At 49.2% G+C, this 25341-nt stretch carries 23 protein-coding genes; 17 read left to right on the top strand and 6 right to left on the bottom strand.

Annotated elements, in window-relative coordinates; translation table 11 throughout:
- Positions 1–7: 7 nt before the first annotated feature.
- A complete protein-coding gene (locus tag VGN67_RS06320; RefSeq protein ID WP_327485939.1) occupies positions 8–760 on the bottom strand; it encodes an NIPSNAP family protein in 753 nt (250 codons plus the stop codon).
- Positions 761–1237: 477 nt separating this feature from the next.
- Here VGN67_RS06320 and VGN67_RS06315 point away from each other — a divergent pair, with 477 nt between their 5' ends.
- Positions 1238–1471: an acyl carrier protein gene (locus tag VGN67_RS06315; protein ID WP_327485938.1), complete on the top strand. Its 234-nt coding sequence runs from the start codon at positions 1238–1240 to the stop codon at positions 1469–1471.
- 67 nt (positions 1472–1538) lie between these two features.
- Here the strand turns inward: VGN67_RS06315 and VGN67_RS06310 are convergent, their stop codons facing one another.
- Positions 1539–1985, bottom strand: a complete 447-nt coding sequence (locus VGN67_RS06310; protein WP_327485937.1) for a Rid family detoxifying hydrolase — start codon at positions 1983–1985, stop codon at positions 1539–1541.
- A 159-nt stretch (positions 1986–2144) separates the two neighbouring features.
- Between VGN67_RS06310 and gcvT the strand changes: the two genes are divergently transcribed.
- The 16 genes from gcvT (at position 2145) to VGN67_RS06230 (ending at position 18788) form a co-directional block, all read left to right on the top strand.
- The gene (gene gcvT, locus VGN67_RS06305) at positions 2145–3224 is read left to right on the top strand and encodes a glycine cleavage system aminomethyltransferase GcvT (protein WP_327485936.1); all 1080 of its coding nucleotides are present in this window, start codon (positions 2145–2147) and stop codon (positions 3222–3224) included.
- Positions 3225–3246: 22 nt separating this feature from the next.
- Positions 3247–3957, top strand: coding sequence for a 2-phosphosulfolactate phosphatase (locus VGN67_RS06300; RefSeq protein ID WP_327485935.1), 711 nt, complete (start codon positions 3247–3249; stop codon positions 3955–3957).
- A gap of 104 nt (positions 3958–4061) precedes the next feature.
- Positions 4062–6002, top strand: a complete 1941-nt coding sequence (locus VGN67_RS06295) for a hypothetical protein (protein ID WP_327485934.1) — start codon at positions 4062–4064, stop codon at positions 6000–6002.
- Between the two features lie 78 nt (positions 6003–6080).
- A complete protein-coding gene (locus tag VGN67_RS06290; protein WP_327485933.1) occupies positions 6081–6668 on the top strand; it encodes a cyclic nucleotide-binding domain-containing protein in 588 nt (195 codons plus the stop codon).
- Positions 6669–6717: 49 nt separating this feature from the next.
- On the top strand, positions 6718–7140 hold the full coding sequence (locus tag VGN67_RS06285) for a secondary thiamine-phosphate synthase enzyme YjbQ (protein ID WP_327485932.1): 423 nt from the start codon (positions 6718–6720) through the stop codon (positions 7138–7140).
- Positions 7137–8960 carry a two-component regulator propeller domain-containing protein gene (locus VGN67_RS06280; protein ID WP_327485931.1) on the top strand — a complete coding sequence of 608 codons (1824 nt, stop codon included), beginning with the start codon at positions 7137–7139 and terminating at the stop codon, positions 8958–8960. The genes VGN67_RS06285 and VGN67_RS06280 overlap by 4 nt, the downstream gene beginning before the upstream one ends.
- 135 nt (positions 8961–9095) lie before the next feature.
- Positions 9096–9722: a uridine kinase gene (gene udk, locus VGN67_RS06275; RefSeq protein WP_327485930.1), complete on the top strand. Its 627-nt coding sequence runs from the start codon at positions 9096–9098 to the stop codon at positions 9720–9722.
- A gap of 134 nt (positions 9723–9856) precedes the next feature.
- Complete coding sequence (locus VGN67_RS06270; protein ID WP_327485929.1) at positions 9857–10114, top strand: DUF6364 family protein; 258 nt, start codon at positions 9857–9859, stop codon at positions 10112–10114.
- Positions 10111–10542, top strand: a complete 432-nt coding sequence (locus tag VGN67_RS06265) for a PIN domain-containing protein (RefSeq protein ID WP_327485928.1) — start codon at positions 10111–10113, stop codon at positions 10540–10542. Before VGN67_RS06270 ends, VGN67_RS06265 begins: the two co-directional genes overlap by 4 nt.
- A 224-nt stretch (positions 10543–10766) precedes the next feature.
- The gene (locus VGN67_RS06260) at positions 10767–11360 is read left to right on the top strand and encodes a Uma2 family endonuclease (protein WP_327485927.1); all 594 of its coding nucleotides are present in this window, start codon (positions 10767–10769) and stop codon (positions 11358–11360) included.
- A gap of 151 nt (positions 11361–11511) precedes the next feature.
- Complete coding sequence (gene dndC, locus VGN67_RS06255; protein ID WP_327485926.1) at positions 11512–12849, top strand: DNA phosphorothioation system sulfurtransferase DndC; 1338 nt, start codon at positions 11512–11514, stop codon at positions 12847–12849.
- Positions 12846–13226: a hypothetical protein gene (locus VGN67_RS06250; protein ID WP_327485925.1), complete on the top strand. Its 381-nt coding sequence runs from the start codon at positions 12846–12848 to the stop codon at positions 13224–13226. The genes dndC and VGN67_RS06250 overlap by 4 nt, the downstream gene beginning before the upstream one ends.
- Positions 13208–15304, top strand: a complete 2097-nt coding sequence (locus VGN67_RS06245) for an AAA family ATPase (RefSeq protein ID WP_327485924.1) — start codon at positions 13208–13210, stop codon at positions 15302–15304. Before VGN67_RS06250 ends, VGN67_RS06245 begins: the two co-directional genes overlap by 19 nt.
- 12 nt (positions 15305–15316) lie before the next feature.
- A complete protein-coding gene (locus VGN67_RS06240) occupies positions 15317–16891 on the top strand; it encodes a helicase HerA-like domain-containing protein (protein WP_327485923.1) in 1575 nt (524 codons plus the stop codon).
- Between the two features lie 56 nt (positions 16892–16947).
- Positions 16948–17427 (top strand): hypothetical protein, encoded by a 480-nt coding sequence (locus VGN67_RS06235; protein WP_327485922.1) that lies wholly within the window; start codon positions 16948–16950, stop codon positions 17425–17427.
- 2 nt (positions 17428–17429) lie between these two features.
- Positions 17430–18788, top strand: a complete 1359-nt coding sequence (locus VGN67_RS06230) for a DGQHR domain-containing protein (protein ID WP_327485921.1) — start codon at positions 17430–17432, stop codon at positions 18786–18788.
- A 46-nt stretch (positions 18789–18834) separates the two neighbouring features.
- Here the strand turns inward: VGN67_RS06230 and VGN67_RS06225 are convergent, their stop codons facing one another.
- The 4 genes from VGN67_RS06225 to VGN67_RS06210 form a co-directional block, all read right to left on the bottom strand.
- On the bottom strand, positions 18835–19968 hold the full coding sequence (locus VGN67_RS06225) for a cysteine desulfurase family protein (protein ID WP_327485920.1): 1134 nt from the start codon (positions 19966–19968) through the stop codon (positions 18835–18837).
- A 65-nt stretch (positions 19969–20033) separates the two neighbouring features.
- On the bottom strand, positions 20034–21569 hold the full coding sequence (locus VGN67_RS06220) for a M20/M25/M40 family metallo-hydrolase (RefSeq protein ID WP_327485919.1): 1536 nt from the start codon (positions 21567–21569) through the stop codon (positions 20034–20036).
- 33 nt (positions 21570–21602) lie between these two features.
- Positions 21603–22514, bottom strand: a complete 912-nt coding sequence (locus tag VGN67_RS06215; RefSeq protein ID WP_327485918.1) for a Nif3-like dinuclear metal center hexameric protein — start codon at positions 22512–22514, stop codon at positions 21603–21605.
- Between the two features lie 25 nt (positions 22515–22539).
- A complete protein-coding gene (locus VGN67_RS06210) occupies positions 22540–25335 on the bottom strand; it encodes a M14 metallopeptidase family protein (RefSeq protein WP_327485917.1) in 2796 nt (931 codons plus the stop codon).
- Positions 25336–25341: the final 6 nt, after the last annotated feature.

The following is a 25341-nucleotide window of genomic DNA, read 5'->3' as shown; positions in this document are numbered from 1 at the left end:
GAAGTACTTACCGGATGGTTGAAAAGTCCATCGCTTTCATATAAACTGACTCCACTTTCTCGGCCAGTTTTCCGTTGCGCTCGGAGGCGTCGCGGGCTTTTACCCAGCTGGGGTCGTTACGGAAGGCATCAAAGGCTTTCTTGCCGGCTTCTTCGCTGGGGTGTGCCAGTATATAAATAAGGGTGTTGTCCTGCTCCTCGGGCAGCCAGTACCCTACATTGGTCATACCGTGCTTTTTAAACAAACCTACCGTATGGTCGCGGAACCGGGCCTGCAGGTCGGGCAGCTTACCGGGGTAGGTAGTGTAGGTACGTAGTTCAAAAACCCTCCCTTTGGGATCAACGGAGGCGGTATTGATGGCAGGGGAGAAATCGGCAGCACGCATATAAACGCGGTCAACTTTCTTTACAATCTTGCCGTCCTTTTCTGACTCACCCTGGGCCTTTTTCCAGACCGGGTCCGAGCCAAAGGCCTTCCAGGAAGCCTCGCGGGCTTCTTTGTCAGGGTACGATAGTATATAGATCAGTTTGTTGTCCGGGTTTTCGAGGGGTACCCAGTAGCCGACGTTGGTCATACCGTGTTTTTCAAAAAGTTTGGTGGTATGGTCGCGGAAGCGGGTAAGCAGGGCATCCAGTCGTCCCGGCTCGCAGTAGTACACCCGCATTTCATACAGGCGCGCGTCGTTGGTTTGAGCGGAAGCGGGTGCGGCAACGGTCAGCACCCACATAAGTGGTAGTAGTAAAGCGGCGAAAACTCTCATACAGGTTAGTAATTGGAACAGTAGAATTTGGAGAATAAAAAGGTCTGAGAACTACCCCACAGCGGGGGTTCGCTGACAACTTTAAAATAAACGAAGGAGGCCCTATTTCTACTCACCAAAAAATGCAAAACAAAACCAATTTCCTGCGGTTTGGATGGATTAATTACCACCCGCTGTTTTCAAACCTTCTTCCAATCCGGCGGTAACTGTTTATCCCTCTATTCTGCGGGTTCATGGGGAAATAATGCCGTCTGAGTTAATACCGTATGCTTTTTTGGAATAAACATAGTTGCTTTGCAACCATAGAATTGTTATTTATCAATAAATAATATTGTTAAAACTTTGAATTTTAACGGCTTAAAAAATAGTTGCGCCTATTGAAACATTTTGGACTTTTTTGGCGTACTAAGAATAACCTGTTTTCGTTACGAACATAGAATTTAAGTACCATCCGCTCATCTCAAAAACACAAGGCCCATGAAACAACGTATTATTACTATCTTAAAGAATTTTGGTGTTGAAGGATCTGCCATAACCGAAGAAGCGCACTTCATCAAAGACCTGGGTTTTGATAGCCTGGATACCGTAGATCTGATGATGCAGCTGGAGCAGGAGTTTGCCATCAGTATTCCTGATGAAGATTACGCTAAAATTACAAACATGCGGAGCCTGCTTTCCTATCTGGAAGAGCACCAGGCAGTAACCGCCTGATGATATATCTGGCAGGCAGGCGATTAGAGGGGTAGGACCGGAGTCACTACCCTTATTTTATGCCTTTTTATCTGGGGAAAGCCGCTATGACGGCAATTTCTACGGCCGCCCCGCCGGGCAAATCAGCTACACCTACGGTAGTACGGGCCGGATACTGACCCGTAAAGTACCTTCCATACACCTCATTTACTTTTCCAAACTGCCCGATATCTTTGATGTAGATGGTCGTGTTTACTACCCGCGTCAGGTCGAGGCCGGCGGCAGTCAGAATAGCCTTTATATTCTCCATGATCTGGGCGATTTCCTTTTCTACGCCTCCTGCTACCAATTTGCGCGAAACGGGCTCCAGTCCAATCTGTCCGGCTACAAACAGCAGGCCGTTGGCGGCTACGCCCTGGCTATAGGGCCCGATGGGAACGGGGGCCTTTTCGGTCTGGATAATTTTGGATTGAGCCACCAGCTCGCCGGATTGCAGCAGCAGGACCACGAGCGCAGAGAGTACTATTTTTTTCATAATAAAGCAGGATAATTCAACCGGTGTTATGGGTACAAAGGCAAGATACTGATTATTTATAAATAAGTATTTAGGCAGTAATAGCTGAATTATCTACCGGTACTGTCAGTCTTTTAGCCGCATTTCCTACTTTTGCACTCGCATACAACTAAATACCAGATGAAAACCATCCCACTTCACGACATACACGTTCAGTTAGGCGCTAAAATGGTACCTTTTGCGGGTTTTATGATGCCCGTCCGCTATACCTCCGACCTCGACGAACACCACGCGGTCCGGAATGGGGTGGGTGTATTTGACGTGTCGCATATGGGAGAATTTGTGCTGCGCGGTCCCAAAGCCCTGGACCTGATCCAGCGGGTATCCGCCAACGACGCCTCAACCCTGTTCGACGGGAAGGTACAATACAGCTACCTGCCCAACGCGGACGGTGGTGTAGTGGATGACCTGCTCGTGTACCGCTACGACAACAATGAGTACTACCTGGTGGTGAATGCTTCCAACATCGAAAAAGACTGGGACTGGATCATGAGCCACAATACCGAAGGCGTAGAGATGGAAAATATCTCGGATCGGCTGTGTCTGCTGGCGGTACAGGGGCCCCAAGCGGCGGCTACGCTCCAGAAGCTGACGGAGATGGACCTGTCCGCGATGGAGTACTATACCTTCAAAGCGGGAACAGTAGCCGGTATTGATGATGTAATTATATCGGCGACGGGTTATACCGGAGCGGGCGGATTTGAAGTGTACGTATGGAATCAGGACGCGGCCAGGATGTGGGAGGCGATTTTTGAAGCCGGAGCGGAATTTGGCATAAAACCCATCGGGTTGGGCGCCCGCGATACCCTGCGCCTCGAAAAAGGTTTCTGCCTCTACGGCAACGATATAACCGATACTACCTCGCCCATTGAAGCCGGACTGGGCTGGGTGACCAAATTTACCAAAGCCTTCAACAACTCCGAGGTACTTAAAGCCCAGAAGGAGCAGGGCGTAACCCGCAAACTAGTGGGTTTTGAAATGCTGGACCGGGGCATTCCGCGCAGCCACTACGAGCTGTGTGATGCCGAAGGTACTCCCATTGGTGAAGTAACCTCAGGTACCCAGTCGCCTACGCTACAGAAAGGCATTGGCATGGGGTTCGTCCGGAAAGAATACAGCCAGCCCGGTACCGAGCTGTACGTTAAGGTACGCGACCGCCTTCTGAAAGCGCAGGTTGTAAAGTTACCTTTTGTAAAGTAAAGCCTTATTATTACGCATCCTGATGAAACAACTTGATGTTTGCCTGACCCCTGACTTGCTGCACCTTCATAAGCTGGACAATTGTATTGTCGTGGTAGCCGATATTTTCCGGGCTACTTCCTGCATGGTCACGGGCCTGGCCTATGGTGTAAAAAGTATCACGCCGGTCGCTACCGTAGAAGAGTGTAAGCTATTGCAGGAGAAAGGCTACATAGCCGCCGCTGAGCGCAACGCGCAGATGGTAGCCGGGTTTGACCTGGATAACTCGCCATTCAGCTTTATGAACGAACGACTCATTGGCTCCCACATTGCCATGACTACTACGAACGGTACCTTGTCCATTGCCAAAGCCCGGCCCGCGGCGGTGAAAATACTGGTAGGCGCTTTCCTGAACCTGGGGGCCCTGGTGAATCAGCTCCGTTCCGAACCCTACGACGTACTGGTACTTTGCGCGGGCTGGAAGGGACGCCCCAACCTGGAAGATACCCTCTACGCCGGAGCCCTTGCGGAAGCCCTCAAAAATGAGTTCATGATCCTGGAAGACAGTACCATTATGGCGCAGCGGATGTACCTGCAGGGGAAAGATAATCTGCTTTCTTATGTGGCCAACTCCTCGCACGTGCGGCGCCTGCAGCGGCTGGGTATACACAAGGATATTTCCTACTCTTTACAGACCGACCTCTACGACGTGGTACCTGTGCTGAGAGGAAGCGCCCTGGTAGCTATGGATTAAGGGAGTACTTCGGCTGGCTTACCGAATAAATTTGGAGTGTGCGATTTTATGGATTGTTGTATTTTATTCGTTTCATTGGTTAGTGTTTATTACTACCTGCTGTTATGTCAAAAGCTTTTACTAAGGTTATTTTAGGATTATTACTAAGTATGGCTCTGCAGGCCCGGGCGCAGGTAGTGCCTACCATGCCCCAGGCCGACACCACCCTTTCCAGAACCCCCGCCGGTCGTAACGTAGTTACACCGCTCAATACCACCACACTTCCCCTTCAGAGTGATACCGTTACTCCGGCCAGGCGCAACGTGGTTACGCCGCTGGTACCCGACATGCTGCGCATTCTGGACCCGGATTCTACCCAGAGAGCCGCCGCGCGCGATAGTACCGCCGGGGCCGCCCTTATCTTTACGGGGGATGTCTCCTTCCTGTCGGTTTGTGCGGGTAGTACTGTGCAGGTACCATTTACGCCTTCCGGCACTTTCAACGCCGACAACCAGTTTGTGGTGCAGCTGGTAGACGCCAGTAATAATTTTGTAATCATATCGGTCCCCGCCAAAAGCGGACCACTGACGGCGGTCATACCGGCCGATAAAAAAGGCGGGCACCTGTACCGCCTGCGGGTGGTGTCTACCAGTCCGGCGGTGGTTGGTAACGAAGTGGCTATCCGGCTGCTGACGGGCCCCACGGCCAGGCTCGAAACGGCCGACGGCTCTACGTCCTCCCGCATCATGCCCGGACAGGAAGCCCAACTGCGGGTTACCCTGAGCGGCAGCGGCCCCTGGTCCTTTCGGGTATCCGACGGTACTACCGTTCGCCAGACCCTGAGTAACCCCTACTATTTCTCCATAAAGCCGGAGCAGATTCAGGCCTACAAGCTCACTGGTGTTGCCAATGCCTGCGGCAGCGGTACCGTAGACGGACAAGTCATTGTCAACGTGGACCCGAATCCCGAGCCGCGACTCGCCCTGAAAGATGCTGAAAAAGGTTTCAGGGTATGTACCAATACGCCTTTTCAGGTACCTATCAGCGCCACGGGTGTATACAAGGCCGGTAATAATTTTGTAGTTCAGATTGCCGAACCCGGCGGAGAATTCAGAACCATCTCTCCGGCCGATACCGTTGGTCCGCTGGTGGCGCGGGTACCACTCGCTACCAAAGCCGGACAGTACCGTTTGCGGGTAGCGGCTTCGGCGCCGCTGCTGTACAGTGATACCACTACCATAGTGGTGGCTGCGCCCACGCGGGTCGCACTGCAAAGCGATTCGCTGTCGGTCAAAGAGGGAGAAAGCGCCGAGCTGACCCTGCGGTTTGAAGGTGGCGGTCCCTGGTTTGTACTGCTGTCGGATGGTACCTATGAGAATAATATTCTTTCGTCGCCCCATACCCTTAAAGTAAACCCGCTGAACCCGACCAATTACCAGATTACCTCGGCGGGTGGTTTGTGCGGGGTAGGAAGTTTTACGGGACGAGCCCACGTGTACGTAAAAGTACCGCCTTCGACCATTGCCATGGGAGTGCCCTCGCAAAGTATCATTTGCTCGGGGGGGGAAGTCGAAATACCCTTTACCTCCACGGGCCGCTTCTACCTGGCTAATAAATTTATAGTGCAGGTAGCCGATGAAAACGGTAACTGGGTCAATCTGCCTACTACGGGTAAGGAAAGTCCGCTGAAAGTAAAGATTACGCCTACTTTTCAGGGCGATACCATCAGCGCTCAGCGCCTGCGTATTCTGGCTACGGCCCCGTCGGTTGTGAGTGAGCCGCGTGAAATCAAAGTCATTGCGCCCGATGCGGCCATCGGTGAAGTGTCGGGCCGGGGGGTCATAGCTTCGGGCGGTTCGACCCGTATCCGGCTGAAATTTAAAAACGGACTACCCCCCTGGTCTTTTACACTTTCGGATGGTTCAACGGTACAGGGTACTTTCCTGAATCCGTACCTGATTACGGTGTCGCCCACGGCTACCTCCGAATTTACCATCAGCTCGCTAAAGAGCGCCTGCGGCAGTGGTACGAGTATGGGCACCGCTATTGTGACGGTAGAGAAGTAATAAGTTTCCTGGAAATTATCTAAATAAATATCAGAATCTGGGCAACAACATCGTGATTAAGTGAGTTTTGTACCTGTTATGGAACCACTAAAATCGTACCTTTTACGGTACATGTCGTTATCGGATGCTCAAATTGAGCTGCTCGTTTCCTACCTGCGGGAAGTGGAACTGGCGCCGGGCGACTATTTCCTGCGCGAAAGAAACGTTTGCCGGCATATCGGGTTCGTGACGGAAGGCGTACTTCGGGTATTACATTTTGACCATGACGACGAAGTAACGCGTTATTTTATTACCAATGGAAATCTGGCGGTACTACCCGATAGCTTCCGCTACCAGGCACCCGCTACCGAAAACATACAGGCTGTAACCGAAACCCGCCTCTGGATCCTGAAATACGAAGATATGGTCAATCTCTTCGGCGAAATTCCGGCTTGGGCGCGTCTGGTACAAAAGCTGGTAGAGGAAGTACAGCGGCAGCGGGCGCTGGGCCGTATGCTGGCCAGTCAGAGTATTCAGGCGCGACTTGACAGCTTTCATGAAGAGTACCCGGGGCTCATGGAAGTAGTACCCGAGAAAATTCTGGCTTCTTACCTGAAAATGAGCCCGGCGGAGTTGAAGAACAACCGCCCGGGTATGATCGGAAACTGGCCTTCTCAGGCAGTCTGACCGGCCACCACTGTACCTGCTACTAACAGGTACTTTCTAACTAAACAGCATGCTCGTATTTCAGAACGAATGTACCCTGCCGCCCTTTCCGCGCGGCTTTCATCTTATCTCTGACCGGGTACTCAAGGCCTTACCCGAGCTCCGGCAAATCAAAACCGGACTCCTCCACGTATTTATCCAGCATACTTCCGCCAGCCTGACCCTGAACGAAAACGCGGACCCGACCGTGCGCCAGGACTTTGAAAGCCATTTTAATAAGATGGTACCCGAAAATGCCCCCTACTACCGCCACAACTACGAAGGACCGGACGACATGCCGGCGCACATCAAAGCGTCATTACTGGATAGCTCCGTCACGATACCCATTACCAATGGTCGGCTTAACCTGGGTACCTGGCAGGGCATTTACCTGTGCGAGCACCGCGACCACGCCTCCGGCCGGCGGCTGGTCCTGACCGCTTATGGTATATGAAAAAGTACCTGCTCCTTGTACTGCTGGGCAGCCTGAGCCTATTTGATAGCCTGGCGCAGGAGGTACCTCTCAACGGCTGGCGGACGCACTTTAGCTACCTGTCGGCGCACAGCGTAGTGCAGGCGCAGGGTAAGCTGTTTGTTGCTTCCTACAATGGTTTTTTCAGTATCAATCCTTCGGATAATAGTATCATTGAATACTCCAGGATTAACGGACTGAGTGACGTGGGCGTGAGTAGTATGGCCTACGAGCCTGACCAAAAGCTCCTGCTGCTGGGGTACCGCTCCGGCAATCTGGACCTGCTGTACCTCAATGAAAAAGCGGAGCCCACCGAAATTATAAACTGGCCCCTGCTGCGCAATGCCGCCGACCTGCCCAATAACCGACGTATCCGGCAAATCCGTTTTCAGGGGGGGCTGGCGTACCTGGCTACCGACTTTGGCGTAATAGTGCTGGACCCGCCGCGCCGCGAAGTGCGCGAAACCTATCGGTACATTGGTCCGGCCGGGGCCGAAGTGGCCGTGTACGGACTGGCTTTCTCTTCCGATAGCCTCTTTGCCGCTACCTCGCAGGGACTGCTGGCTACTACCCTGGCTCCCGCAGTGAACCGCCCCTTCTTTGGCAACTGGCGAGCCATTGCCACTCCCTTTCCACTACCCCGGGCTGTAGCCGTACTGAACGGAGCGGTTTACGCGGGCTTTCCGGGCCGGGGCGTGTACCGAAGGGAAGGAGGTACCTGGAAGATACTTTACCCGGGTACCAGCCCCTACTACCACCTGCGTACCGAAAGCGGTAGATTACTCATCTCTCTGGACCGGGCGGTGGTAGTACTTACACCGCCGGAGCAACTGACAGCCTATACCCATAATCTGCTGGTTTCGCCGCAGGACGCTACCCTGGATGCTGCGGGTACCTTATGGATCGCCGACCGGCGCAATGGACTCCTCAGTCATGCCGGAGGTACTTTCCGTTCCTACAGTCCACCAACAGCTGATACGACCATTGCCGTACGCGCTGACTCCTCCGTACTGGACCGGAACGGGCTGGTGTGGGCGCGCTTGCCCGGCTACCTGGGCGGCGGTATAGCAGTGAGTGAGCCGGGTACCGGCAGGCAACGCTACCTCTCTACCGCTCCGGGTAGTGGCGGTTTGCCTTCGGCTGTGGTCAACAGCGTGGTGGCGGACCGGGAAGGGCTGATTTGGTTTGCGACGGACCGGGGCGTTGGGTACCTGGTGCCGGACGGGGTCTTGTCGGGGGGGCGGATAGATGCCGTGTTACCCGTTTACGGGCAGCGTCGCCTGCTGGCTAACGAACGCTCCACCGCCCTGGCGGTGGAGCCGGGCAATCGCAAGTGGATTGGCACCCGCAATGGACTGTACCTGTTTTCGGCCGATGGCACCGAGCTGATTCAGCAATTTACGATGGAGAACAGTCCTTTACCTTCTAATGCTATTCGCGCCCTGCGCTTTGACGATACGGCCGGGTACCTGTACGTCGATACCCCCAACGGCATGGTGTCTTACCGCAGTGGAGCCACTACGCCCGAGCCAACGCTGACTACCGCCCTGGTTTTTCCCAATCCGGTGCGACCCGGTTACGACGGGGTAGTAGGTATAAAAGGCCTGATTGAAAATACAGTAGTAAAAATTACGGACTTGTCGGGGCGGCTGGTGCACGAAACCCGCTCGCAGGGCGGAACGGCCACCTGGAATCTGCGGGATTATACCGGACGCCGGGCGCGTGGCGGGATATACCTGGTACTGCTTGTTGCCGGGGATGGAACCGAAAGTCTGGCGGGAAAGCTAGCCATTGTGGAGTGAAGTCTGCCTGCGAAATCAGGAGATTCTTCGGGAAGGTCTTCGAAGACTTCGTACCTTTGTAGCAGTAAGCCCCCGACTTTCGGTAGGAGAAACAACAAAACCGGCTGCCGAATATTTTCATTGCAAACTACTATCATGATCAATCAACAAAAACCCCCTTTCATTATTGGTATAACAGGAGGTAGTGCGTCCGGAAAGACGTACTTTATGAAAAAATTAATCGAATCGTTTTCGGAGCAGGACATCTGCCGACTTTCGCAGGACAACTACTACCGCCCGCTCCACGAGATTCCAAGGGATGAAAACGGAGTAGAAAATTTTGATTTGCCCGAGGCCATTAACCACCAGCTGTTTGCCCGGCACATTTCCGAGCTTCGTCAGGGAAACACAGTACAGCAGAAGGAGTATACGTTTAACAATCCGCTGCTGGAGCCCAAAGTACTGGTCTTCAATCCGCTGCCTATCATTATCGTGGAGGGAATATTTGTGTACTACTACCCCGAAGTAGCCCGGCTCATTGACCTCAAGATATTCGTAGATACCAAAGAGTACGTTAAGATCAAGCGGCGCATTATCCGTGACAACAGCGAACGCGGCTACGACCTCGACGACGTACTCTACCGCTGGGAACACCACGTAGCGCCTACTTACGAGAAGTACATCAAGCCCCTGCGCTCGGAAGCCGACATCGTCATTAACAATAACCACCGCTTCGACGTCGGCCTGGAAGTAATGGTAGCGTACCTAAAGACAAAGTTGTAGGAGGCCTGATTTTTTATTCTGAATGAACTACGCACTTTTTTGTAGTACTACCCAAAGTGCATTGCTACGATTCTGCATTGATTTTAATATAAATAATACGTATTTTTAGTCAATAGAATAAAATACACGTATACATGACCAAGGTAAAATTAACCTTAACCATAGAAGAGTCAGTAGTGGCTCATGCCAAAGTAGTTGCCAAGCGAAACCGAAAGTCGCTGTCCGAGATGATAGAAGAGTACCTGGCGTCTGCTGAACCGGTAGAGAGCGGCTCTTTCTCCCGGAATATGAGCACAGCCCTACAACTTCGCGGAATTGCCAAATCAACTTTATCCAAAAAAACGGATAAAGAAATCCGGGCTATGATGTACAAGGACAAGTACGGTATATGAAGGTATTTTTGGATACCAACGTTCTGCTGGACTGGCTTTTGGATCGGCAGGATGCCTTTGCCGATGAGGCGACTAGTCTCATAGAAGCAGCCGAATCTGGTACTATTGAAGCCTTTATTTCTTCCGGTTCAGTGTATACATTGGCTTATGTTCTGGAAAAGTCGGGCCTGAAAGGAGCCAGACTACGAACTACAATGCAGCAAATCTTCAGGGTACTACACATTGTAGAAACAAATAATGCACCTTACCAGAAAGCCTGCTTGGGGAATATGAAGGATTTGGAAGATGCTTTTCAATACGAAGTAGCTTTGCATAGGAAAGACCTCAGCTATTTCGTTACGGGTAATCTGAAAGACTTTGCGGTCCAGAATACAGACCTTTTACCAGTAGTTACTCCTATTCAAATGATTAAATTTATACCGGATTGAGACAAAGAATAAACTCTAAAAAAGAGTGCCATCCCTCATTGGCCTATTTTAGCAACGATCACAAAAAGGTATCAAATCGCTAGCCCAAATTTACAATTGATAGTAAATACAACCATGGCCGGGTCGCGCCCGCCTTCAAATCGGGGCTAGCGAAGGTAAAAGGACTTTGCCGTAGGAGTTATGGGGATTTGCTTGTATTTTTAGTTAAATATTCCACCCCAGCTATGCCTGCAATCACGGATCTTTCACAACTCGACCTAGACGGAACCTACTCCTACGCCGACTACCTGACGTGGCAGTTTCAGGAGCGGGTGGAGCTATTGAGAGGGAAAATCCAAAAAATGACACCCGCTCCCAGCGTGCGGCACCAGCGGATTTCGGCTCGTTTGCATTTACAAATGGGCAACCTGTTTCGTGATAACCAATGTCAGCTTTTTTATGCCCCCTTTGACGTGCGGCTTTATAACCGTAAAAAGTCAAAAAAAGCCAGTAAGGATATCTTTACGGTAGTACAACCCGACCTGTGCGTGATCTGCGATGAAACTAAGCTGGACGAGCAGGGTTGCAACGGCGCGCCCGATCTGGTGATTGAGATCCTTTCGCCGGGTAACACCAAGCGCGAGATGAGCGAAAAGTACGAACTCTACGAAGAAGCCGGGGTGCGGGAGTACTGGCTCGTGGAGCCCAACGACGAAATTGTACTCATCTACGTCCTCAACGAGCAGGAGCGGTACATCGGCCTTCAGCCCGCCACTGAGGTAGTGCAGTCCGCCATTTTTTCAGGGCTGCGAATAGAGTTGGCGGAGGTGTTTGCGTGAGGGTAGTAAGTACCTGCATGGGAGTCTGGATAGATTTTTAAAGATCTTCTTTTAGTATAGAGTACCCACCTGAGTTGGACTACTAAGGGATAGTTTTCCGAATTTTAAAAAAACCTATTACCTTACAACACTACTTAAATTAGTGCTCCACATGTCTATAAGAATACCCTTCATTGAACAGGAAATATTAGACCAATATCTTATCGAAGATAATAATCGTCCATGGGTGATCGGTTTCAGTGGAGGAAAAGACTCAACGCTTTTGTTACAATTAGTATGGAATGCCCTGAAGCAACTCCCTGAGGGAACACGCTATCTCCGAGATATATACATTGTATGTAACGACACGCTGGTTGAAAATCCACGCATTGTTCAGTTTGTTGAACGTACCCTACATCGATTAGAAGAGGCCGCGGTTATTCAGGACATACCTTTCAAAGTACAACGAACTTCCCCGGTTTTGGAAGATACTTTTTGGGTAAAACTGCTGGGTTTGGGTTATCCCGCTCCAAATAATTCGTTCCGGTGGTGTACCGAACGCCTCAAAATAGACCCTACCACCCGATTTATTCAAAGTCAAATCAGTCAGAAGGGGGAAGTAATTATCTTGCTGGGAACACGTTCGGCCGAAAGTTCTAACCGGGCCCGCAGTATCAAAAAATACGAGGTAAAAGGCCAGCGCCTCCGCAAGCATATCCTGCAAAATGCCTTTGTGTACGCACCCATCAAAGACATTGAAACCAACGAAGTATGGCAGTACCTCATGCAGGTACCTCCACCCTGGGGCGGTACCCATAAGGAACTCGTAACACTGTACCGCAATGCCAACAGCGGCGACTGCCCGTTGGTTATTGACGACACCACACCATCCTGCGGCAACAGCCGTTTTGGTTGCTGGGTGTGTACGGTGGTAAGCCGGGACAAATCCATGGAAGGGCTTATTGAAAACGGTGAGGAGTGGATGTGGCCACTTATGGAACTTCGGGATGAACTGGTACTTAACCGAAATAATCGGGAGATGCGGGAAGTATTTCGCCGGCAGGATCGCCTTAAAATACGGGAAGCGGATGACGAAGAAGGGTGGGGACCGTATACGCCCGAATACCGGGCCAAAATACTGGATATGGTGCTGAAAGCCCAGCGCGAGATTCAACAATCGCAGGGTGAAACTATCCAGCTTATTTCCCATCAGGAACTCGTGGCGATACAGGTGTTGTGGTACCGCGACGGGATTTTTAACCAGAAAGTATCCGACATCTATAACCGTATCTACGAGACACCGATTGACATGAGTAAGCACGAAGACAAGTTTCGGGAGGAGGAAGAACTCCTGCACGAAGTATTTGAGCCCGATCACGTGGATTTAATCCAGAAATCCCTCAAAATCATGAAGACCAAGTCTCTGATGGTTCGTAAACGCGGTTTGCAGAATGATATTGAAAATCTGCTGGAGGAGTTTTTGGTGAAGAAAAAACAGAGAAAGGGATGATAGCTTATAAAGAAAGATATGATTTCTCTTTTGCATATCTAAACTACCCTTACTCTCCTTTCGAACTAGCTGTATTTGAAGATCCTAATGGAATTGTAGCAAGACCAATCATTGATTTGGATCATCCACCTTACTCTCCGTTCTTTACTTACAAAGGTAAGATTTATAAAACGGAACAATTTGAGACACGTGATGACTCAATACTTCCGGAGTCATTATCAAATTGGCTAAGCGAGCGAGTGAACCAAATACCATTTTCTATTGACTTGGAAATGTCAGAAAACGAAAAGGAACTGTTCAATACAATGCTTGAGCGTAAAAAAATAAGATTGGAAATTCAAATTGAAGAACTAAACGAATGGTTATCCGGAAAATAACACTAGAAAATTTTCGAATTTATTACGGAAAAAACGAGATAGAACTCCACACAAGTGAAGGGAAAAATATATTTATAGTAAGTGGAAAAAATGGCTTTGGAAAAACAACATTTTTAATGTCGTTGGTTTGGTGTCTCTACGGTAGGCAAATGCCTGATGTTGATGAACTGTATAATAAAGAGATCAATGATCAAGGTGGTTATCCAAAATATATCGTAAATAGTCTTAACAGGCAGGCTAAAATTGAGGGAACGGAATCATTTTCAGTAACAATAACAATTACAGATGCAATAATTCCAGAACTCACATGTAAAGAAATTACAATCAGAAGAGAATATAGTACAAAAACCGGTGAAAGCCTGTCTATACTTATCGATGGATTTCAAAACCAGTTAATTTCTGACCTTCGAACAGATCGATTTAATGGAGAGGAGATTTTTATTCGAGATTTTTTATTACCGATTGAGATAGCCAAATTTTTCTTTTTTGATGCAGAAAAAATTGTAACACTTGCCGAAATTAATACGAATGAACAGCGTAAAAAATTAAGTCTTGCGTATTCAGAGATTCTTGGAATAAAGAAATATGAAGAATTACAGCGGGAATACGAAGATGTTAGAACTAGGCTAGGTGCATTGGATAAGCCCAAAGATCAAATGGCCTATAATACTTCAAAAACAGACATTGCAAATGCAAAATTAGTTATAGAGCGTAATCAATATTTAATATTCGATTTAAAGGAGAAGCGAGCAGGCTTGAAATTTGATGTTGACGAGCTACAGTATAGATTGATTCGCTTGGGTGATTCTATTACAATAGAGGAATTAGAAGCAATCAAACGAGAAGAAGAAAATTTGAATAGTACTATGCGCGAGCTGCAACGTGAGTTGGAAGAGTCTTACGACATAGTACCTTTTGCTATCGCCGGGGGAAAGTTTTTAGAAATTGTTCTGCAAGTAGAAGCAGAACTTAAAGTTAAACTAAGTCAATACCGCTATGATGATATTGAAGAAAAAGCAGACCAAATTATAAATGATTTGCTGAATGAACAAAAGAACTATAAAGGCGTTTTAAGCCTCGAAATTCAAAACTTTTATTTCTCCACAATAAAGAAACTGGTAAAAAAACACCTCTTCCCCGATACCTTGGAAATCCCCGAGGACTTTAAGGTACTACACGAATTTTCTGATTCGCAGCAGCAATCCCTGAACACGCTACTTCAAAACCTTCGGCTCTCTTTTCGCGAAAAATTCAAGCGGCTCACCCAGGGATATAACATGGTCAAAAATGACCTGGTACAGGTACGCCGCCGCGTGGCTGATGCCGAAGCTATTGCCGATGACGCCGTAGTGCGAGCTGACCGGGAGAAAAAGGCAGAACTTGAAAAGAACATAGCCGAAATAGACGGCCGGATACGGGAGTTGGAAATCGAAATAGGAATAAGGCAAAATGAAATAGCCCAGAAAGAACGTCAATTGAGCGAACTGAAAAAGAAGTTTGATATTTCTGACCAAAATAAAGCTAAAAACGACCTATCCAATCAGCTGTCAAGCGGGCTGAGTGACTATGTTGCTAAATTTAAGCAGCGCAAGAAAAAGTCGCTGGAACAACAGATACTGAAAGGCCTGCATGAACTGATGCACAAAAAGGACTTTATTCATGCGGTGGAGGTGGAGATTAGTCGGGATGTAATTGATATTCATTTGCTGAACAAACGTAACGAGCGTATTCGTAAGGAAGCCCTTTCAAAGGGCGAACAACAAATGTACGCAACAGCTTTACTGCGGGGACTGGTAGAGGAATCCGAGATTGAGTTCCCCGTTTTTATTGATTCTCCCATGCAGAAGTTTGATGATGAACACGCCCAGAATATTATCCAATTCTTTTACCCGAGTATTTCCGAACAGGTTGTTATTTTCCCACTGATCAATAAAGAGCTTATTGCCAGTGAATATTCACTCCTGGCTGATCGGGTTGCCGGGGCCTACTTTATTGTCAACCGTACCGCCGATCATTCCGAGTTTGTACCGGTTCCGGCTCAGGAATTGTTTCATAAGTACGACGAAATGTATCATTGATTATAGTTATCCATGCTTATCAACATAAAAACCTCCGAGGCTAACAAGACGGTCGTTACGGAATTGACCCGTAAGCTATTCCCGCAGGGTGGCCCGGAAAACTTCGTTGCCAGGGTGGCCTTGTCCTATTCGCTATCAAAAGGGATACGCTTTGAGTCTGTCGAAATGGTACAGGATAGCCGGGGAAAAGAGTACAAAGAAGATATTCTGTTCGGGTCGTACCGCGACCTGTACGTGGCGCTTATCTGCCAGCATTACGGCCTTCACCACTCCGACCGCGACATTGCCAAGTACCTGAAGATGCACATTGATGATGGCTTAGAGCGGTTAGACAAGGTTTTTACGGATAACCCCCGGTACAGTGGGTTTGATTTTCTGATGGAACACATTGAGCGCGGTACCGATGTATTGGAAGAAGCCGAGGTACCTGACAGTGTCCGTAATAGTTCTCAAAGAATACAGAAGGGTGCCTTTGCTGATCCCGTAAAACTGCATGTAGGTACTCAGGTAGGTTCCGATGAACCTGTTTTTGTAGAAATCAACAACAAAGTCATCCGGAACAATGCCCATACGGCCGTAGCGGGGAGCAGCGGGACGGGCAAAACCCAGTTTGCCCTCGATATACTCCGGCAGTTTTCAGAAATTTCGGGTGGTACTATCAACTTCATGTACCTTGATTTTAAAGGCCTGAAGCAGGATGACGTAAACGAAATGCAACCATTTTTTGAGCGTACCAACACCACCTTTATTGACGCCCCCAAGCAACCTTTTCCTCTCAATCCGCTGGGTTTTATCAACCTCATTAACGAAAAGGAACGTCTAATGGGAATCAGCAAGTTTGTGGATATCGTCACTACCTACGCCCCCCGTATGGGACCGGCGCAGGCACAGGTACTAAAAGATGCTACCAAGGAGGCATTCACCGACGCAAAAAGTGGGGAGTACCCTAGCTTAAAAGATATTGCCGACCGCTTATTTGCCGTAACAGGCCAACGTCCCGATACCCTCACGCAGATTATCCAAAGTTTGAGCGAATACGAACTCTTTGATGCACAACCGCATCCTAACCTCGATTTTCTGAATAAGAACTACTATTTCAGCCTATCGGGTGACCTAGACCGGACGGTACGCTTTACGGCTACTTTCTTGGCCATTAACTACCTCTATAACACGTTCATGAATATGGAGAACGCGCCCGTCAATGGCGATTACCAGTCCCTACGCTACGTGTTGCTAATTGACGAAGCTCACGTACTGTTCAAGGATAAAAAAAGCCACGCACTGCTGGAAAGTATGCTCCGCGAAATCCGTTCGAAGGGCGTAGTGGTGATGCTCCTCTCGCAGGGCATAGACGAGTTCAACCAGCCTACCTTCGATTTTTCGAGCGAATGCGAAAACGCGTTTCTGCTCAACATTAAGGACAAGAACCTCAAAACCATGCAGAAGTTCCTGGGCCTCAGCGAGCGTGAGGCAACCGTATTAGCCCGTAGCATGGAACGCATCGAAAAAGGACAGGCGGTTTCGAATTTGAAGGAGTTCAAAAAGGGAGAGTTGTTTGAGGTTGGGCAGTTTTGGAAGAGTTTGTAAAATAACACACTTTTCCAAGACTCTTATTTGACAAATGATATCGCAACTATATAATCATGGAAAAGAACTTTTATCAAGAAATATATGATAGGTTTATGATGCCTTGGCGTTATTCTGCTTTTGTATCATATTTTGTTTTTATAGTTATATTCTTTGGAGGTTGTGGTGTATTTATTTCAATATGGGATTCATATAAAAGTTGCTGGTATGAGAAATATAAAATTGCTCAAAATATAGCAACCTACTTTATGGCAATAATTGCGGCAAGTGTTGTGGATTTAAATTTATCAACTTCAATTAAGAATATTGCAAGTTTAATAATAAATTCAATTGCACTTTTAGGTATAGCATTTCTGCTTTTTTTGTTAACATACTCTACAAAATCATCCTTTGCGTTTCTACCTGCTATTAGTGGCTTAATCATTTCTTTATGTGTTTGGATATTAGCAAATGCAGATAACGAAAAGCTGAGTGATCAGTCATTTTATAAAAAGATGAGAGGTAATGATATAGGTCACGGAAATAATTGGAGTTAATTATGAATAACTTAAATGATAATTTAATATCTGGAATACCTGTTGTTCAAAATCAGCAAGAGTTTATTATTGGTGTATTTTCAATAAAGAAAATATTAAAATTTACTAAATACACTAAGAGATTAATAATCTCTTATGATGATGAGAATAATCCAATATATAATGATCATATTCAAAGAGAGATAGAGAAAAGCAGAGTTGAGAAAATTGCTGATTTTTTGATTGAAGATCCAGAGGCAACATTTCCAACTAATATAGTTTTGTCTATACCCCTACGAGTTATTAAAAGTCAAAATTTGAATGGAGGGTTTATTGAAATATTATTGGATGAAGACGTTTTTATTGGTGTAGAAAAAGAAAATAAGCAAGTAGATACAGGCGATATTCATATTACCATTATTGATGGCCAACATCGAATTCGTGGAATTGAAGTAGCGATAGATAGACTTAAAATAAATATCAAAGAGATAATAAAGACTTTGGGAAGAGGTAGTTCAATAAGTTTGCAAGAAAAATTATATTATTACCAACAGCGTCTAGAAGATTTATTAAACATCCAGCTTGTGGTTTCGTTCTTTATTGATAAAACTCTTGAATATCAAGCAATGATTTTTTCTACAATTAATAGAACACAAAAACGCGTCTCTGAAAGTTTAGTATCTAGCCTTTTTGGCCTTTCTACAAAAGATTCGCCTCATAAAACTGCACTTCAAATAACATTAGCATTAAATTCTCATAAAAATTCACCTTTTTTTAATCGCATAAAGTTATATGGTGGAAGTTACGAAAGAAATCAAAGTCCTCCTCTATCCCAAGCAGGAATGGTTAAGTCAATAGTTAATTTGATAAGTGAAAGTTTAAGAGAAGCAGAACTAGACAGGAACCGTTCAAGAAAAGATTTGAATAAAAGATCGGATAGTTCTTCAAAATATTTGCCAATGCGACACTATTACGCTACTAATCAAGATACAAAGATTTCAGATATATTTTATTACTATTTTTCATCAGTTAAAGAAACATTTAAAAGAAAAGATGGTACATCTTATTGGGACTTTAACCCAGAAACAATGAAACCTACCAACATACTTCAAACAACCGTAGGTTATCAAGCACTATTAAGGATTTTGAATGATATTCTCATAATAGTAACTTCTGATGAAGAAAGAACAAATAAAAATATATATACTTTATATCTTGATAGAAGTAAGAGTATAGATTTTGGTGATAATAATATTTATCCATTCTCAAATAAAGCGGCCAATTTACTTTATTATGACATGAATTTGAAAATTTGGCCACCCACAAGTAAAGATGATGTTCGTCTCCAAAAAAGAAAAGAAATTATAGAATCTGCTGGTTAATTTTTTCAATTTAAAGAGTTCATAGTCTTATAATCAACGAGCCGAATTAAACAAAAGTCCGTAAATATGCTACCGATCTGTTAATCGCTTCTACCACCTGTTGCATTTCCTCAGCTGTATTAAACCGTCCCAAGCTAAACCGAATACAGAAAAACGCTTCCGTTTCAGACAGTCCGTGGGCCAGTAGTACGTGTGAGGGTTCAATAGAAGCGGAGGTACAGGCCGAGCCATTGGATACGGCGATGTCTTCCAGTCCCATAATAAGGGCGTCGGAGTCGCAGCCTTGAAATAGTATGTTCGTCACATTGTAAAGCCGCTGTTCGCGGTTTCCATTTACCAGGGTACTCTCAATTTTGAGCAGTTCGCTTTCCAGCATGTCTCGTAGCTGGCCAACGCGTTCAGCATCGGCATGAAGTTCTTTTTGCGCTATCTCGGCGGCTTTCCCTATACCCACAATGCCAGCTACGTTGAGTGTACCGGATCGGCGGCCGCCTTCGTGCCCACCGCCATGCAGCAGGGCTTCCAGCTTCACGTACCGCTGCCGTACATATAGCGCGCCTACGCCCTTAGGTCCATAAAACTTATGCGCGGACATCGTCATGAGGTCAATGCCCATTTCCGCTACGTTGAAGGATAGTTTGCCAATGGCTTGCGTCGCGTCGGTCATGCACAATGCCCCGGCCGCATGGGTTAAGTCGGCAATGGCTTTGAGGGGCTGAATAATGCCCGTTTCGTTATTGACCAGCATCACCGAAACCAGAATAGTTTCGGGCCGCAAAGCTGCTTTAAGCATATCCAAATCCAGCAGCCCATCGGGTAGTACAGGCAGGTAGGTTACCTCAAAGCCTTTGTTTTCGAGATGCCGGCAAACATCCAATACAGCGGAGTGTTCGGTTTGTACCGTGATAATGTGTCGTCCTTTGTGGGCGTAGCTTTCGGCCACTCCTTTGATGGCCGTGTTAATAGCCTCCGTAGCGCCGGAGGTAAATACAATCTCATTACTCCGGGCACCAATCAATTCGGCCACCTGTTGTCGGGCCTTTTTTACGGCTTCGCTGGCCCCTTGCCCAAACGGGTGCGTAGAGGCGGCATTGGCGAAGTTATCCGTCAAGTAGGGCATCATGGCGTCCAGTACGCGCGGGTCGATGCGGGTGGTGGCGTTGTTGTCGAGGTATATCATCTACCAAATTTAGCAAAAACAGAATGTTATTAGTTGAGTAACCTGCTGCAATTTTTACCTTCTCCCTACTTCATCAGCATGACCGCCCCCATGGTCTCTATTCCTTCAAACAGATTTCCCAGACGGATATTTTCATTCTCGGCGTGCTGGTTGTTGTCGTGGTTGGCGATGGGGACGGTGATGGTTTTGGCCCCAAGGTACTTTTGGAACAGGTACAGCGGCAGGCTACCCCCTGAGGTAGGCTGCAGCACCAGCGGGTCGGTGGTGGTGGTTTGTACGGCTTTGATAACCTTTTGGGCAATGGGCAGGTCCATGGAGGTACGCTGGGCGTTGTAGCCATCGTTGCCAGGTATAACTTTGATGAGCTTTGCGTGGGCTGCTCTTTCGGCGTCGGTCGGGTCGTGGTCAATGACGTGGTAGCCCTGGGCTTTGATGTGGTCCACGACCTTTTGCTGCTGCCTGCGCCAGTCGTTGCCAAGTACCAGCCGCAGGTCAATAACTGCGGTGGCGAAGGTAGGTATCTGGTTGGAGGCCATTTTACCCACGTTGCCGCTCTGCATGCCGTTGATGTTCAGCGAAGGTTGACTGATCGCCTCACTCAGCAGGGCACCCGGCATTTCTACGGCATTGATACCCAACTCCTTTTTCATCTGCTCCTCTACCGAAGGCACTTCCTGCATCGCTTTCTTTTCGGAGGTACTCAGCGGCGTGACGTCGTCGTAAAAACCCCTGACAAGTACCCGTCCGTTATCATCTTTCATGGAAGCCAGCAGTTTGGACAGCAGCAGGGCCGGATTAGGTGCCCAGTTGCCGTAGTGGCCGCTGTGCAGGGGGCGTTTGGGGCCGTACACCGTCAGGTCAAGGTGCGCGTCGCCCCGTACCCCGAATACCAACTGCTTCTTGCCCGACTGATGTACCGGTCCGTCGCAGATAATCCAGAGGTCCGACTGCAGCAGGGCTTTGTGTTTTTCCAGGATTTGGTCCAGGTGGGGCGAACCGGCTTCTTCTTCTCCTTCAAAGAAAAATTTTAGGTTGGAGCCGGGTTGCAGTCCGCTTTTGGTCAGGGCCTCGTAGGCGCTCAGGATAGCAAAAACGCCCGCTTTATCATCCGAAGCACTACGGCCGTAGATGCGCCAGTCGTCTTGGTACTTCCCATCGGCCGGGAAAGGCAGGGCCGTTCCGTTTCGGTCCAGAGCGGCGGTGTATAGCTTCGGCTGAAACGGGCTCAACCCCTGTGCCCACTGGGCCGGATTGACGGGCTGGCCGTCGTAGTGGGCGTAAAAAATGAGGGTCTGAGTAGCGCCGGGTACCTTTACTTCACCGTATACGGCCGGTGGCGCTCCTGCTTTGTTAGCTTCCAAAAGCTGTACGTTGCCAATGCCCCGCTTTTGCATCATGTCCATAATAAAGGCGGCATTTTTCCGGATATTAACCGAGTCCGTGGCTACATTAGGTAAGGAAAGAAAGGTAGTGTACTCCCGGATAAGCTGGTCGGCCTGTTGGTTTCTGTGCTTTCGGATGGCAAGTACCTCGGGCGACTGGGCCCAAACCAGTGAACAGGTCAGTAAACTCAGCAGGACGAGCGGGGTAATTTTATTCATAAAAGAGATTTGCAAAAGAAACTTATAGGTCAATTACATCCAGGTAAAAGGGTCTTTGGACGCTACATGGGTTATTTTTAGGTCAGGTAGTTTGGGTTGAAGCCAGTCCACAAAGTACTCCATGCCCGGCTCCTCGCTGACGGCGTGGCCCAGCACAATCAGAGAAATGGTACGGCCCAGCAGCCGGGCATCGCGGATGTACTCGACGGTTTCCCACTCGGGCGCTTCGCCTACTATGAGTACATCGGGCTTTTCGCGTTCGGCCAGGGCCACTTGTCGCTGACCACCAATAGCGCCGGGCAGCAGGCCAATGCGCTGGCAGGCCTGATTGGGGTCACCAATGACCCGCAGGTTCGTAATGCCGAGTGACGACTTTAGCTGTTGTACCAGCTGCTTCAGCGGAACAGAGGGAATGGTAAGCATAGACTGGCCGGTCTTGTAATACGGCAGCCAACCGGCCTTTTTGGCAACGCCGTAGCTGATAGCGTCCGGACGGAGCCGGTGAATATAATCGTGAAAGCGCCAGAGTACTATGTTGTGCTTTTCGAGTAATTGCTGCTTTTGTTGAACTACCGAGTTTTTCTCTACCCAGTCCGGATTATCGAGGTGGTTATAGAAGGTAGGTTCGTGGGCCATGATAAAATTGGCTCCCAGCCGGGCAGCTTCTTTGATAACGGTAATGGTCGGAAACATGGTGGTGACGATACCCTTCACCACCTGGTCAGCTTTGCCGGATTTGAGGGTATCAACAGTGTCTTTTACGGGCGAAAGTCCTCCTTCTTTCATTATCAGGTCTATCACCTCTTGCACCGTCCAGCTTTTAAGAGTCGGCACAGTGGTAGATGAGGCTATCAGCGGTTGCAGGTCGGCCAGAGCCAGTAAGCCCGCCGATTGGGCGGTGCGGGTCAGAAACTTCCGGCGGTTCAGGGATTGAGACTTTCTCATGTGTTTACAAGATAAGGTTAAAGTACTACTCGCCACCCGTAACGGTGGCCGCAGGCGCGGAGGCCGTCGAATAAAGCGCATTAAATACCAGCTTAAAGGTACCATGTGACTGCGCCCGGAAGGTAATCTCAGGCCCGAAGGCGTAGAGCTTACCCGCACCTACCTTGGCTTCAAAAGCCGTAACGCCTCCCTGTAGGTAAGCCTGTCCGTAGGCCCAGCCGCTGCGCAGCGGGCTGGCATTGCTAAACCACATCAGTGGCTTGATAGTACCTTTGGACAGCGCATCGGGCATAATGTTGAAAACGGGACTGTTCTCAAAATAGACATCGGCCTGAGCGGGCATACCCCAACTGATGGCGCGGGTAGAATCAACGCTGACCCGCAGGATACTGCCCGGAATATAGTACTTCTCGCCGGGTAAGCGTCGTTCGGTACCATCACTCAGCACCTCCACCAACGCGTTTTTGACGGGGAGCTTGAGGTGGTAGGCCAGGTTGGTACTGTTGCCGATGGTCAGAACGGTACCTCCTTCTTCCATAAATTTACGAAGCTGTACCACCGAGGTATCGGCCGAAATCCGGCCCAGGTGGTTGCGGTACTCCGCCGGAATAGAGTCGGCTTTGGGTTCTTTACGCGGGGTACCCGCGCCCGTTACCGGCGGAATGGCTCCCGTTACAAACAGCAGTACATCGTACTTCTTGCGTAATTCACCGGCATTGATGGTCGGCGCATACACGACTTCCACCGGAAAATGGAACTGCTCACTCAGCCAGCGTACCCAGCCCGACGGCATAGAACCGCCGTAGGTATCCCACAAGCCAATCCGCAGCGGACTTACTTTGGCCAGCGCCGTTGCCGGTCGCTGCGCTACTTCCTTCACCTGTATCCCCAGCTCGTTAGCGGCCCGTCCCAGAACGGCTTTGGCCGGCGCAGAGGACGGGACAAAGAACGACCCGGCGGGTAAAGAAGTAGACTCGGTAGTGCGGTATACCTCCACGCCCGCTTTCAGGAGATCGTTGACGGCGGTGTAGGAGTCATTGACCTGTGGACTCAGCACATAACCGGCCGTGGCTGCTGGTAGTGTGGTCTTTGGCTGTTGCAGCTCCCCGTAGGGCAGGGCCTTAAACGGGCCTTCGAAGCTGTCGAGCACGCGGTCAAACTGCACGCCCATCTGGTAGGCCAGGGTCCAGCCGGCGGCGTCGTAGGGGCGAATGGGCGGTCCGCCGGGATACTGGAAATCATTGGGGTGGTCTTGCGGTTCAAACATATCCAGTACGTGCGGCCGGAAGGCCTGACTCGTTTTAACTACATACGAACCCAGCGGGTAGGAGCGCCCCGCCACCGTGAAAGGAGCCGTAGCCTGATGTACCTGCACACCGGATTTGATAAGCGCATTGACGAACTTAGTCGCCGTAGGAAAATCGGGCTGAGCGGCCGACAGGATGTACCCGCGCGGGTCGCGCAGCGAAGGCGTGGTCATGACGGAGTCGTAGTACCTGCGGGGAATACTACCACCCCCCAGTCCATAGGATTCGGGGGTAGTGGTAGCAGGTACCTTGCCTTTCTTTTTATCTTCCTGGTAAGCGTCTTCTATTTCCTTTATCCGCTTGGGATAAAAAGTCCATGTATCCTTATGGCCCCGGTCAATGGCATTCTTTCCCATCCGGTAAATGTTGTAAAGCAGCTCATCGCGGTGGCGGGCGGCGTAGTTAAGTACAGCGTAGTTGAGCGACACGGAGTAATCAATGGACTGCCGGAAATGCCATTTCTGGGGGGTAATGGGAAAACTGGTAGCGCCGTTGGGTATCAGGCGTTGGGGGACCAAAGGTACCTGCGCCGGGGTAGGGTTTCCGATAATTTCGGTCAGGATACCAATCATGTTGTGGAAGTAGGGAGCCGTGCGCAGGCCCCCGTTCCACCAGGTTGAGTACACCGAGCCCGCCCGCTGGGTATAGCCGGGTTTGCCTTCGGCGTTGAGGCGGGAGTTCATGGCCGCGCCCACGGCATCAAGACTCGTAATAATCAGGGGATCATAGACGTGGTTGAACGGGTCGCGGTAGGGCGGTCCGGCCACTACCGAGCCCGCCGGTCCCGCCTGGTGGTGGTTGTAGACAATCTGCGGAATCCACTCGACGTACAGTTGCTTACCAATATTGGCCGACTCCTTCATGTTCATCATAAAAAAATCGCGGTTGTTATCGTGACCAATGTACTTCTGGTACAACCGGGGCAGATGGTCCAGGCTGCGCTTCTCAGGTATAGCGTTGCGCATGTACCAGGTACTTACCAGTTCCTGCCCGTCAGGGTTGGCGTGCGCCAGTAGTATCACCACTTCATTCAGGATGCGCCTCGTCTCAGCATCCTGCCGGTTGACCAGCTGGTAAGCCGTTTCGATGAGCTGGTGCGCTCCCACTGTTTCGGTGGCGTGTAGCCCGCCGTCAATCCATACCACCGCCTTTCCCTCCGCTGCCAGCGCCCGGGCCTGTTCCTCGGTCAGCCCGTCGGCCCGGCCCATTCGTTGGGAAATGGATTTATATTGATTTATTTTTTTAAGGTTTTCGGGGGAAGACACCACCAGCATGTACTGGTGCCGCCCCTCTTCGGTCAGGCCCATATCCACCAGCTGCGCGCGGGGCGAGGCCGCAGCCAGTTTTTTGAAGTAGGCTTCGGTCTGGGTATAGGTAGCAAGCTGGTAGTCGTCGCCGATGGCAAAGCCGAAATGCTCTTTGGGCGTTGGGATTTTCTGCGCCTGGGTAGCCGAGGTAAGCAGGTTCAGGAGCAACAGCCAGGCAATAGGTCGAAAATAGTTCAGCAGGAGCATAGTTGG

Source organism: Telluribacter sp., assembly GCF_035998675.1.
Lineage (GTDB): Bacteria > Bacteroidota > Bacteroidia > Cytophagales > Spirosomataceae > Telluribacter.
This window is presented reverse-complemented; position numbering and strand designations above follow the sequence as displayed.